Consider the following 12,440-nt stretch of genomic DNA (forward strand, 5'->3'; position numbering starts at 1 on the left):
AGTTCGACCTGCCATACGGTGTTCGAAGCCCTGTACGGAACGCTGGTACGCTCTCGCATCCCGCCCCACGCGAGCACCACTTCTTCACAGGTGAAACACAGGGGCCGTATACGCACGCACCCGCATCGGTGCCGAGAGCCGCAGCGAGGAGAGGTCGCCCGTGGGCACTGCCGTCGACGACGCCGCCTCCGTGGAGTTCCACGCCTTCTTCGAACGGCACTACGCCGAACTTGCCCGCCTGGCATACCTGTTGACCGGCGAGGCGGACGCCGCCGACGATCTGGCGGCGGACGCGCTGCTCGCGCTGTGGCACCGCTGGGACCGGGTGCGCGCGGCGGACCACCCGGTGGCGTACGCGCGCGGTGTGGTCGCCAACCTCGCCCGCACCCGCATACGCAGCGCGGTGCGGGAGCGCCGGCGGATCACGCTGTTCTGGTCGCAGCGCGAGGACAAGACCGAGAACCCCGATATACCGGGCAAGATCGATGTCCAGGAAGCGTTGCGCAGACTGCCGTTCCGCAAGCGCGCCTGTGTCGTTCTCCGGCATGCTTTCGACCTCTCGGAGAAGGACACGGCTCTCGCCCTCGGGGTTTCCGTGGGTACCGTGAAGAGCCAGACGTCGAAGGGCATGGCGGAGTTGAAGCGGCTTCTCGGCACCGACGAAGCACCGATGCGGGTGCACGCGGAAGTGCTGCCCACGGGCGGAGCCGGAGGTAGGGACCGATGAGGAAGGCGCAGGACGTGCACGACGAGCTGCGCGCCGGGCTGCGTGAGGCGGCCGAGGCGCACGAGCCCGACCGCGCGCGCATCCTGGCCCGGGTCGAGCGAGGGATGGCGGAAGGCCACGAGCGGCGGCCCGCGCGGCGCGCGGCGCGTCCGCCACTGCTCGGCTGGGCCCGTGTCGTGGGCGCCACGGCCGCGGTCGCGGGCGTCCTCGCGGTGGGCGGCTACGCGGTCGCCTCCGCGGTGAAGGACGACACCCCGGCGCAGCAGACCGTCGCGGTCTCGCCGACCCCCGATCCGTCGCCGGACGCGACGAGCCGGGCGCCGGTCGCCCCGGACCCCACCCACCGTTCCGGTACGTCGAAGCAGTCCGGGAAGCCGAGTTCGTCGCCTTCCGCAACCCCGACGCCCGAGAACTCCGCCTCCGCCACGGCGCAGCCGCCCGCCAAGGGCAACCAGGACGGCCCGCTCTGGTCCGACGGCTCGGTCGACCCGCACAGCAACGAGTTCTGGGCGCAGAGCAATGTGACCCTGAAGCCGGGCAAGCAACTCAGCTCGCTCACCGTCGAGTTGAGGATCAGGCAGACCGGCGGGGTCACCGACGCGGGCGCCTGGCGTTCGCTGCCCGAGGACGACTTCACCACGACGGTCGCGGAGAAGGACGGCTTCCTCGTCTACACCTGGGTGCTCAAGCCGGACCACACGGTCTGGCCGGGCGAGTGGGTGTTCGCGGGGCAGTACGACCACGACCGCGGTGGCCGGGACGCGAAGGACGACAGCTACTCGGCGACGGCCACCACCACGAACGGCGAGCGGTCCACCGTGACCGGTGACTTCGCCGCCCAGGGCAGCGACGGCTCGGCGGCCGACGGAGATTCGTAAGAGAATTTCTGGAGGGGCGGCAACCCTCTCCTCAGCAGTGGCGACCAGGAGACGCAACGGTCTCCTCACCACTCAAGGAACTCGGTTCATGACTGCACGAGTTGAACAGCGCGTCCGCCATCGCCGCCGGGTCACCAAGCGGCGTGCCGTGATCGGCGGTGTGGCCGCTCTCGGCATCACCGGCGCGGCGATCGTCACCACGACGATGCTGTCCTCGGCCGGCGCGGCGTCGGCCTGGCCGACGGCCACGGGCAGCAAGGCCGTCCCGTCGACGATCTCGGTGTCCGGCACGTACGACGGCAAGCTGAAGAAGTTCTACGGCAGCGGCGACCTCGGCACCGACAGCCAGGACGAGGACCAGGGCCCCATCTTCGAGCTCGCCGACGGCGCCACCCTCAAGAACGTCATCATCGGCACCCCGGCCGCCGACGGCGTGCACTGCCTGGGCAGCTGCACGCTCCAGAACGTGTGGTGGCTGGACGTCGGCGAGGACGCGGCGAGCTTCAAGGGCAAGTCGTCGTCGGCCGTGTACAAGGTCTACGGCGGCGGTGCGAAGAACGCCGACGACAAGGTGCTGCAGTTCAACGGCGCCGGCAAGCTCGTCGTCAGCAAGTTCCAGGTCGAGAACTCCGGCAAGCTGGTGCGCTCCTGCGGCAACTGCAAGACGCAGTACAAGCGCACGATCATCATCAGCGACGTGGATGTCACCGCGCCCCTGAAGGCGATCGTCGGCATCAACTCCAACTACGGCGACACGGCCGCGCTGCGCAAGGTGCGCGTCCACGGCGACAGCGGCAAGAAGATCAAGACCTGCGTCCGCTTCCAGGGCAACAACACCGGCAAGGAACCCACTGAGCTGGGAACCGGCCCGGACGGCACATCCTGCAAGTTCACGGCGTCCGACATCAGCTACGAGTGACGCCATCACCTTGAGCCTTCACGGAAAACGCCGCACGCGCCGACGTGTGCTCGGGACCTCGGCGATCGGTGTCCACACCAGCCCGACACCTCCTGCCTCGACACCTGCTGCCTCGACGCGCTCGCTCACCACGGGTTCGTACCGGGGAATGAACCACGCGTTCGCTTTCCACGTCCCTACCAGTGACCTGCTGACCTGAGCCCCCCTCGGTCAGCAGAGGAACGCCCCCGCCGGTGACGACCGGCGGGGGCGTTCATTCATACGCGACAGGTCAGTTCATGGTCGAGCCGATGGTCGTGGAGCCCGTGGTCAGGAACGTCGTCGAGGGCAGCGAACCGCTCGACGAGCGGGCCCCGTACGCGGTCGTCGCGTCCGTCGACCTGAAGGCCGGCGTCGAGACACCGCTGTCCCAGTTGTTGGCCGCGGAGACCGTGGCGGAGCCGAGCTTGTACGCGGTGAGCGTGATGCGCGTAGAACTGGTGCCGTTGGCCGTGGACTTGAGCGTGGCCGTGGGGTAGTACGTACCGCCGCGCACCTGGATGGTCGTACCGGCGGCCGCGTTGACCACCGCCGACTCCAGCTGGGCGGTGGTGGAGACGGTGACCGTGGTGGCGGCGGCCTGGGCCGAGCCGTTGTCCGAGAGGCCGAGGTAGACGCCACCCGCCCCCGCGGCGACGGCCACCGCGGCGGCGATCGAGAGCGTGCGGGTCCTGCGGTGGCGTCCGATGCTCTGACGCACGGGGCGTTCCTTTCCTAGGGAAATGGGGCTCCAGGCCCTGTCGGGCCGTACGAAGCGGGCCGGAGGGGCCGCCCCGGCCCGCTTCTGCTCTCTGGTCGCCGCCGCGGCCAAATGGGTTGCCAAGGTCCCCGCGCAAGCGATCGAAACTTTTCGCCGCCCCCACCACGTCCGCATCGATTGACACACCGTCCCCAACTGGTGACACTCCGAGGGCAGTTCAATCAACAGAATCCATCAGACTCCGACAGGATGTGTCATGCGACGCCGCACCGCCCGCACGCTCCTGATCCCCCTGTTCGCCCTCCTGCTGGGCCTGCTCGCGGCACCGCCCAGCCCTGCCGCGCAACCCGGAGCACCGCACGTGAACAAACAGAAGTACGCCGGCTATCTCTTCGCCTATTTCACCGGCGAGGGCACCGCCGACGGGGAGCAGATCCGCTACGCCCTCAGCCGTGGCAACGACGCCTTGCACTGGCGGGAGTTGAACGCCGGAAAGCCCGTTCTCACCTCCGACCTGGGCGAGAAGGGCCTGCGCGACCCGTTCGTGATCCGCTCCCCCGAGGGCGACACGTTCTATCTCATCGCCACCGACCTGAGGATGTACAAGAACAGCAGCGGCAGCTGGGACTACGTCCAGCGGCACGGCAGCAAGTCCATCATGATCTGGGAGTCCACCGACCTGGTCCACTGGACCGACCAGCGGCTGGTGAAGGTCGCCCCCGACAACGCGGGCAACACCTGGGCCCCGGAGGCCTATTGGGACGACACGCTCGGCGAGTACGTCGTCTTCTGGGCGTCCAAGCTCTACGCCGACGACGATCCCGATCACACCGGATCGACGTACAACAAGATGCTGTACGCCACCACCAAGGACTTCCGCACCTTCAGCGAGCCGAAGGTCTGGGACGACCCCGGCTACTCGGTGATCGACTCAACGGTCATCAAGAACAAGGGCAGTTACTACCGCTACACCAAGGACGAACGCGACCCCACCTCGTCCAGCCCCTGCTCGAAGTTCATCACCGCGGAGAAGTCGGCGTCTCTCACGAACACGAAGTACGACTTCGTCTCCGACTGCATCGGCAGCGGCTCGATCAACCGCGGCGAGGGGCCGACCGTCTTCAAGTCCAACACCGAGAACAAGTGGTACCTCTTCATCGACGAGTACGGCGGCCGCGGCTACGTCCCCTTCGAGACGACCGACCTCGACTCCGGCAAGTGGACCATGTCCACGGACTACCAGCTGCCCGCGAGCCCACGGCACGGCACCGTCGTGCCGGTGACACAGGCGGAGTACGACCGGCTGCTCGCCGCGTATCCGGTCACCGGGACCTCGGTCATGGACGCGACGGCGCACGGGCAGAAGGGGTACGCGGTCGTCACCGAGGCCGCGTCCAAGGTCGTGCTGCCGATGGAGCCCGGAGCGGACCTCTCGCGGCTCGCGCCGAAGCTGTGGGTCGGCCAGGGTGCCGAGCTCAGCCCCAAGTCCGGCACGCGCCGCGACTTCCGTGAGCCGCGGACGTACACCGTGACGGCGGCGGACGGGACGAGCCGGACGTGGACGGTCGAGGCGGTGCCGACCCGAAGTCCCGTCCTTCCGGGCCTCAACGCGGACCCCGACGTCCACTACCTGGACGGCCAGTACTGGATCTATCCGACGACGGACGGCCACGCGGGCTGGAGCGGGACGAGCTTCAAGGCGTACTCGTCGAAGGATCTGGTGCACTGGAAGGACCACGGGGTGATCCTCGACCTGGGACCCGATGTGGCGTGGGCGGACAAGAACGCCTGGGCACCGGCGATCGCCTCGAAGAACGGCAAGTACTACTTCTACTTCTGCGCCGAGCAGCAGATAGGCGTGGCCGTCGCGGACTCCCCGACGGGTCCCTTCACGGACGCCCTCGGCACACCCCTGGTCGCCAAGGGCCAGTTCACGGGCCAGATGATCGACCCGGCTGTTTTCACGGACGACGACGGCCGGGCGTATCTCTACTGGGGCAACGGGCACGGGTACGTCGTGCCGCTGAACGACGACATGGTGTCGTTCGACGCGACGCGGGTGAAGGAGATCACCCAGACCGGCTTCCGTGAGGGATCCTTCGTCGTCAAGCGGCAGGGCACGTACTACTTCATGTGGTCCGAGGACGACACCCGCAGCGAGAGCTATCACGTCGCCTACGCGACGGGACCCTCCCCGCTCGGCCCGTGGACCAAGCGGGGCACGATCCTGTCCAAGCGCCCGGAGTACGGCATCAAGGGCACCGGCCACCACTCCGTGGTGAACGTCCCCGGTACGGACGACTGGTACATCGTCTACCACCGGTTCGCCCTGAACGGACCCGGGAAGCCGGGCGGGGACGGCACGCACCGGGAGACCACCGTCGACCGCTTGGAATTCGCGGCCGACGGGACGATTCTGCCGGTGGTGCCGACCCTGGAGTCGATCCGCCCCGTGCGGACCGGCCGTTCCTGAAGAGGCTCAGCTGACGAAATACGTCGGGTTCGGGAGCTTGTACGTCTTGTCGGCGTAGCCCCCTTCGAGGTCGGAGTACTGGTCGCCGAAGTCTGCGATGACCTCGTACCCGAGGGACTCGATGTGCTTGCGGGTGCCGGACTTGTACTGCACGGTCGTGCAGTTCCAGGCGGCGGCGGTGGCGCAGTCGCTCAGGTACGCGGGCGGGTTCGCCGCGTCCTTGAGGAACATGTGGTCGGCGTCGAGGTTGATGTCGGCGCCGACCTTCTTCAGGTTCTCGACGGCGGAGGCGCGCTGCGACTCCTTGAGGCCCGAGTTGTAGAAGACCTCGACGCCCTTGGACTCGGCGTACTCGACGAGTTCGGGGGTGCCGAAGACGGCCGGGCGGTCGGCCTGGGCCACGTACGCGGCCCAGGAGGCCGAGTTGTACGTGTAGTTGGTCTTCTTCTCGTAGTCGAGGGAGAGCAGCAGCGTGTCGTCGATGTCGAAGACGACCGCGGGGTTCTCGCCGTGGTGCCTGGCCTTGTGCGCCGCCTTGTCGATGTAACGCTTGGCGTCCGACTCGAGGCGCGCCAGGTCCTTGGCGTACTGGCTGTCCGCGGACGCCTGGTACACGCCGTTGCTGTCGAGCGTGGTGCCGTAGTAGGTGTCGATGTCCTTGACCAGGAGCCCGATGTTGTACGGCTCGTGGGTGGAGTTCGCCGTCGACTGGCCGGCGGTGGCTACGCCGGTGCCGTAGAGGGCAGCGCCGGCGACGACACAGGCGGCGCCTATGGCTGCCGCTCTGAGGGACTTCCGCATGGATTCTCCGGTATCTGGGTGTGGTGGATTCCGCACCAGGTCACGCACTGTCTACGCGCATCACGTGCGCGATGCGCGGGCCTTTATCCGATCGATACCTCACCCACAGGAAAAGAGAAGCGGGCCGGTGCTCCGGCCCGCTTCCGTCTCCCTGGAAGACGTCAGTTCATCGTGGCGCCGATGGTCGTGGATCCCGTCGTCAGGAACGTGGTCGCGGGCAACGAGCCGTCGGACTTGCGGGAGTTGTACGTGGTGGTGGCGTCCGTGGAGATGAAGGACGGGGTGGCGATGCCGGAGTCCCAGTTGTTGCCGGCGGAGGTGACCGAGGAGCCCCTGGACACGGCGGCGGAACCGTTGCTCACGGCCAGGTTCTTGCCCAGCTTCGCGGAGCTGGTCGCGAAGTAGTAGCCGTACTTGCCGTTGGCGTACGCGGTGGTGCGGTTGATGACGATCGCTCCGGTGTTGGAGTTCTCGGTGAAGCCGTTGCCCGCGTCGTCCCAGGCGGCGGAGTTGTTGACGACGTGCGCGACCACCTCGCCGTCGCCGCCCATTTTGTAGCCGTTGCCGTCGCCCGCGAAGGCCGAGTCGGACCAGCGGTTCTTGCCGTTGCCGAAGGACCACGTGTGCTCGACGGTGACGGGGGACGAGAAGGACCAGAGGTCGATGCCGTCGTCCGAGTTGTTGTACAGGCGGGCACCGGTGATCAGGTTGCCGGTGCCGGAGCCGAACTTCACCGCGACGCCGTCCGCGTTCTCGCCGTGGTTGGCGGCGTCGTAGTTGCCGTACGAGTCGATGTTCCTGACCGTGTTGTCGACGGTGCCGTCGCCGGTGAGCGTGAAGCCGGAGTCGCCGCCGTTGATGGTCTTGATGTTGTTCCAGTTCGTGCCGGTGCAGGACTGGCAGACGACGGCGCTGTTAGGTCCCGGAACCGTCCGGCTTCCGTGTCCCGTTGGCGTTGTCGTAGACGATGACGGCGTCACGTGGGTCGTGGGTGGCACCGCGCAGCGTCAAGTCGGTCTTGTCGGCAGGGATGGTGACGACTTCGCGGTACGTGCCCGGGTGGACGACGATCGTCCGGCCGGGGCCGTCCACCGCGTCCACGGTGGCCTGGACCGAGTCGCCGGGACGGACGTGCATCTCCCGGCGTCCGGCCGCGACGGCGGGCGTCGCGCCGACAACCGTCAGCGCCCCGGCCATGAGGAAGGCTCGCCGACGCATCTCAGCACCCCTTCCATGGGGTCCAGTCGCCGAGATACCCCTCACGGGTCGCCGACTCGGCCTCCTCGTCGGTGAGTTGTGGCCTGTTCTCCGCGACGCTGATGACCGCGCCCGGACCGGTGTTCCGGTACTCGGCGAACCGCTGGCTCTGCCACGGGTAGCCGGCCGACATGTTGGTGTAGGGCGCGACCGCGTCGATCCCGGCGTCGAGGCGAGTGTCGCGGACGGTCAGCATCGGCCGGGCCGTGGTGTCCGAGCCGGGCACCCAGGGACGGGCCAGCTTGTAGTAGGCGTCCGGGGCCTCGCTGGTGATCCGGCTCAGCAGTCGCAGTAGTACTGGCGGGCGAAGCCGGCGAGCGCGATGGAGTCGGCGGCGCGACGGCGGTGTACGAGCTGCCGCCCCGTACGGCTTCGTCTTCGCGCCGTCCACCGCCGTTCCGGGTGACGAGGTAGCCGCGCGGGTTGGCGGCCGAAGACGAAGTCGACGTCGCCCTCGACGTAGATCGCGAAGAAGGGGACACCGCGCCACAGGTCGGCGACCACGGCTGCCGGGAAGACGGTGGAGGTGTCGGACAGCCAGCTGGTGCCGTACTGCCCGATGCCCGCGTCGGCGAGGTAACGCGTGATCCCCGTCTGGGAGTTGTAGAGCAGCACCCAGATCGCGGAGGTCAGCACACCGGAGACGGCCCACGGGGAGAAGACCAGCGCGCGGCCGACCGCCCGCCCCACGAAGGTCTGGTTGACGATCAGCGCCAGCGCCAGCCCGAACAGCAGTTGCAGTCCGACCTCGACGAAGACCCACTTGGCGCTGAAGGTCAGCGTGTCCCAGAACTGCGGGTCGTCGGTGAAGGCGTGCACGAAGTTGTCGAAGCCCGCGTAGCCGTTGCGCCACGGCTTGGTCGGGTTGTAGTTCTGCAGGCTGTAGTAGAAGACGCTGATGACCGGGTAGGCGATGAAGCCCAGCATCAGCAGGCCCGCCGGGGCGATCAGCAGATACGGCAGTTTGCGCGGCGTCGCCGAGCCACGGCGCCGCCGGGGTGGCGCGGGCTGTTTCGCCACGGCTGCGGCTTGGGCCATGACTGTTCTCCGTTCTTGCGGGTGCCGTGGAGCGCTTGCTGTCAGTCGCACAGGAAGCGCTTGCTACATGCACATGGTTGAAGCGCTTCACAGATGTGGTTCGGGATATCGGCCAGAAGAGAGCGGTCCTCGCGGGCCGCTCTCACCCGGCGTAGGGGTCCGGCACCTTGCCCGGCCGGGCCAGGAAGGCGAAGTCGCAGCCGGTGTCCGCCTGGGTGATCTGCTCGTTGTACAGCGCCCCGTAGCCGCGCTCGTACCGCTCGGGCGGCGGCGTCCACTCCGCCCTCCTGCACTCCAACTCCTCGTCGTCCACGTTGAGTTGAAGCGAACGCGCCTCGACATCGAGGGTGATCGTGTCCCCGGTCCGCACCAGTGCGAGCGGCCCGCCGACATACGACTCGGGCGCCACGTGCAGCACACACGCGCCGTAACTCGTGCCGCTCATCCGGGCGTCGGAGATCCGCACCATGTCCCGTACACCCTGCTTCAGCAGATGGTCGGGGATGGGCAGCATCCCGTACTCGGGCATGCCGGGCCCGCCCTTGGGCCCGGAGCCCCGCAGGACGAGCACGCTGTCCGCGGTGATACCGAGGGACGGGTCGTTGATGGTCCGCTGCATGGCCTTGTAGTCGTCGAAGACGACGGCGGCACCGGTGTGCTTGAGCAGCTGCGGTTCGGCGGCGATGTGCTTGATGACCGCGCCGTCCGGGCACAGGTTGCCGCGCAGCACGGCGACACCGCCCTCTGCCGCCACCGGGTTCTCCCGGGTACGGATGACGTCGTCGTTGTGGACGAGCGCGCCGTCGAGCTGCTCCCGCATGCTGTCGTACGACACCGTCGGCCGGTCCAGGTGCAGCAGGTCGGTGATCCGCGACAGGAATCCCGGCAGGCCGCCGGCGAAGTGGAAGTCCTCCATGAGGTACGTCCGGCCGCCGGGCCGGACGTTGGCGAGCACCGGCACGGTCCGCGCGATCCGGTCGAAGTCGTCGAGCGTGAGGGTGACACCGGCCCGCCCGGCCATGGCGATCAGATGGATCACGGCGTTGGTGGAGCCGCCGAGCCCGAGGACGGTCGTCACCGCGTCCTCGAAGGCCTCCGCGGTGAGGATGTCGGACAACTTCCGGTCCTTGCGGACGAGTTCGACGATCCTGAGCCCCGCCGCCGCGGCCATCCGGTCATGACCGGAGTCGACGGCGGGAATGCTCGACGCACCGGGCACGGTGACACCGAGTGCCTCGGCGGCCGCGGTGAGCGTGGACGCCGTACCCATGGTCATGCAGTGCCCCGGAGAACGGGCGAGCCCGCTCTCCAGCTCGGTCATCTCACAGTCCCCGATGAGCCCGGCGCGCTTGTCGTCCCAGTACTTCCACATGTCGGTGCCGGAGCCGAGGACCTCATTGCGCCAGTGACCCGGAAGCATCGGCCCGGCGGGCACGAAGACGGCCGGCAGATCGACGGAGGCGGCCCCCATGAGCAGCGCGGGCGTGGACTTGTCGCAGCCGCCCATCAGCACGGCCCCGTCGACCGGATAGGACCGCAGCAACTCCTCGGTCTCCATCGCGAGCAGGTTGCGATAGAGCATCGGGGTGGGCTTCTGGAAGGTCTCGCTCAGCGTGGACACCGGGAATTCCAGCGGGAAGCCCCCGGCCTGCCACACCCCCCGCTTCACGGCCTGCGCACGGTCCCGCAGATGCACATGGCACGGATTGATGTCGCTCCACGTGTTCAGGATCGCGATGACCGGCTTGCCCAGGTGCTCCTCGGGCAGATAGCCGAGTTGCCGCGTCCGCGCCCGGTGACTGAAGGAGCGCAGCCCGTCGGTCCCGTACCACTGGTGGCTTCTCAGCTCCTCCGGGCGCTTCATATGGACCACCCCGCGGCGATGCCGGCGACTTCCGCGCGCTCGGCCTCGGGCAGCGGCTTGCTCGGCGGGCGGACGTCCCGGCGGCACAGCCCGAGCGAGGCCAGGGCCTCCTTGACCACGGTCACGTTGTTGGCGGAGCCGTTGGCCGCGCGCAGTTCCTCGAACCGGCGGATCTGCTCCCACACCTTCATCGCCCCCGGATAGTCCCCGGATCGAAGCGCTTCGATCATGTTCAGCGAAACGGAGGGGGCGACGTTCACCAGCCCGGAGGTGAACCCGGTGGCACCCGCCGAGAAGTACGAGGGCGCGTACGGCTCGGCGAGCCCGGCCACCCACACAAACCGTTCGAGCCCGGCGTCCCGCGCGAAGGCGGCGAAGCGCGCGGCGTCCGGAACGGCGTACTTCACCCCGATGACGTTCGGGCACTCGTCGGCGAGCTCGGCGAGCCGCTCCCCCGCGAGCAGCGGATTGCGAATGTACGGAACGACCCCCAGCTCGGGTACGGCCGCGGCGATGGCCCGGTGGTAGTCGACCCAACCGCCCTCCGACACATACGGATGCACGGGCTGATGGACCATCACCATCTGTGCACCGAGATCGCGCGCATGCCGCGCCGAGGCGACCGCGGTCGGCACGTCGTGCCCGACACCGACAAGAATGACCGCCCGGTTCCCGGTCTCCTCGAGGGTCAACTCGGTGACAAGCTGCCGCTCTTCAGGCGTCAGAGCGTAGAACTCACCGGTATTGCCGTTCGGTGTAAGGGTCTTCACTCCGCCGTCGAGCAGCCGACGCAACAGGGCCCGATGGGTGTCGCGATCGATCGCCCCGTCTTCCGCGAACGGTGTCACGGGGATCGCCACGACCTCGGCGAGCGCCGCCCGCTGGGTCTCGTACGTCGCTGTCATTCCTGTCCATCCTCTTCCTGGCCCTGGGGGAAGGCCCGTTGCACGAACGACGCGATATGCGCGTGCAGCGCGTCGGCCGCACCGTCGGCGTCACCGGCGATGGCGAGCCGCAGAATCTCCCGGTGCTCGCCCGCCTCGCGCTCCCAGGACGGGTCGGCGGCCCAGGCGACCGCGGACACCAGAGCGGCCTGGTCCCGCACCTCGTCGAGCATCCGGCCGAGCAGCGGATTGCCGCAGGGCACGTACAGGGCGCGGTGGAACTCCCGGTTGGCGAGCGAACGTTCGGCGGTGTCGGTGGCTTTGTCGGCGCGGGTCAGCGCGTCCCGCGCGGCATCGAGCGAGGCCCCGCGCCGCACGGCCCGGCGCAGCGCCTCCGGTTCGAGCAGCAGCCGCACGTCGTACACCTCGCGCGCCATGTCCGCGTCCACCATGCGCACCGTGACGCCCTTGTACTGGTTCATCACGACGAGCCCGGTACCGGCCAGTGTCTTGAGCGCCTCGCGCACGGGCGTCTTCGACACCCCGAACTGCGCCGCGAGTTCGGTCTCGACCAGGGCCTGCCCCGGGGTCAACTGCCCGGTGAGGATGCGGTGTTTGATCCCCTCCAGCACGAACTGCGTGCGGGACGGGATCGGGGTGGGCACAGAGGTCATGCGCGCCTCTCGGATCTCACGTGTCGGATCGCAAGGACCAGATGCCATCGGATCCAGCGGACCGTTCCACTGCATCTGATCTCGCATATCGCGTCTCATATATGACGTACGAAGTACGACGCGTTGAAGGTAGGAGCGTGACCGTGTTTCGTCAACGCTTCTGGCAAAAGAAGTTGGACTGACCGG

The 12,440-nt window shown here is 68.2% G+C and carries 8 protein-coding genes and 4 pseudogenes; 4 read left to right on the top strand and 8 right to left on the bottom strand.

The window, feature by feature from the left end:
* The first annotated feature begins 160 nt into the window (after window positions 1-160).
* The 3 genes from ACZ4RZ_RS08390 to ACZ4RZ_RS08400 all read left to right on the top strand — a co-directional run bounded on the left by ACZ4RZ_RS08390 (window position 161) and on the right by ACZ4RZ_RS08400 (window position 2,524).
* Entirely contained in the window at window positions 161-727 is a 567-nt protein-coding gene (locus tag ACZ4RZ_RS08390) for a SigE family RNA polymerase sigma factor (protein WP_467743207.1), read from the top strand.
* A complete protein-coding gene (locus ACZ4RZ_RS08395; protein ID WP_467743208.1) occupies window positions 724-1,605 on the top strand; it encodes a hypothetical protein in 882 nt (293 codons plus the stop codon). The genes ACZ4RZ_RS08390 and ACZ4RZ_RS08395 overlap by 4 nt, the downstream gene beginning before the upstream one ends.
* A gap of 88 nt (window positions 1,606-1,693) precedes the next feature.
* On the top strand, window positions 1,694-2,524 hold the full coding sequence (locus tag ACZ4RZ_RS08400) for a pectate lyase (protein ID WP_467743209.1): 831 nt from the start codon (window positions 1,694-1,696) through the stop codon (window positions 2,522-2,524).
* Window positions 2,525-2,971: 447 nt separating this feature from the next.
* On the opposite strand, the pseudogene ACZ4RZ_RS08405 reads toward ACZ4RZ_RS08400, so the two are convergent.
* Window positions 2,972-3,263, bottom strand: a pseudogene (locus ACZ4RZ_RS08405) (right-handed parallel beta-helix repeat-containing protein); the annotation flags it as partial.
* 256 nt (window positions 3,264-3,519) lie between these two features.
* Between ACZ4RZ_RS08405 and ACZ4RZ_RS08410 the strand changes: the two are divergent.
* Entirely contained in the window at window positions 3,520-5,736 is a 2,217-nt protein-coding gene (locus ACZ4RZ_RS08410; RefSeq protein WP_467743210.1) for a glycoside hydrolase family 43 protein, read from the top strand.
* A 6-nt stretch (window positions 5,737-5,742) separates the two neighbouring features.
* Here the strand turns inward: ACZ4RZ_RS08410 and ACZ4RZ_RS08415 are convergent, their stop codons facing one another.
* From ACZ4RZ_RS08415 to ACZ4RZ_RS08445, 7 genes and pseudogenes are all read right to left on the bottom strand, one after another.
* The gene (locus ACZ4RZ_RS08415) at window positions 5,743-6,537 is read right to left on the bottom strand and encodes an HAD family acid phosphatase (RefSeq protein WP_467743211.1); all 795 of its coding nucleotides are present in this window, start codon (window positions 6,535-6,537) and stop codon (window positions 5,743-5,745) included.
* A gap of 161 nt (window positions 6,538-6,698) precedes the next feature.
* Window positions 6,699-7,457: pseudogene (locus tag ACZ4RZ_RS08420) on the bottom strand (right-handed parallel beta-helix repeat-containing protein); the annotation flags it as partial.
* A pseudogene (locus ACZ4RZ_RS08425) lies at window positions 7,456-7,755 on the bottom strand (pectinesterase family protein); the annotation flags it as partial. The pseudogenes ACZ4RZ_RS08420 and ACZ4RZ_RS08425, both read right to left, overlap by 2 nt.
* Before the next feature lies 1 nt (window position 7,756).
* Window positions 7,757-8,832, bottom strand: a pseudogene (locus tag ACZ4RZ_RS08430) (carbohydrate ABC transporter permease).
* 142 nt (window positions 8,833-8,974) lie between these two features.
* Window positions 8,975-10,696 carry an L-arabinonate dehydratase gene (araD, locus tag ACZ4RZ_RS08435; protein ID WP_467743212.1) on the bottom strand — a complete coding sequence of 574 codons (1,722 nt, stop codon included), beginning with the start codon at window positions 10,694-10,696 and terminating at the stop codon, window positions 8,975-8,977.
* Window positions 10,693-11,601: a dihydrodipicolinate synthase family protein gene (locus ACZ4RZ_RS08440; RefSeq protein ID WP_467743213.1), complete on the bottom strand. Its 909-nt coding sequence runs from the start codon at window positions 11,599-11,601 to the stop codon at window positions 10,693-10,695. The genes araD and ACZ4RZ_RS08440 overlap by 4 nt, the downstream gene beginning before the upstream one ends.
* Window positions 11,598-12,254, bottom strand: a complete 657-nt coding sequence (locus tag ACZ4RZ_RS08445; RefSeq protein WP_467743214.1) for a GntR family transcriptional regulator — start codon at window positions 12,252-12,254, stop codon at window positions 11,598-11,600. Before ACZ4RZ_RS08445 ends, ACZ4RZ_RS08440 begins: the two co-directional genes overlap by 4 nt.
* Between the last annotated feature and the right edge of the window lie 186 nt (window positions 12,255-12,440).

It is taken from the genome of Streptomyces sp. NPDC027189 (assembly GCF_055566975.1).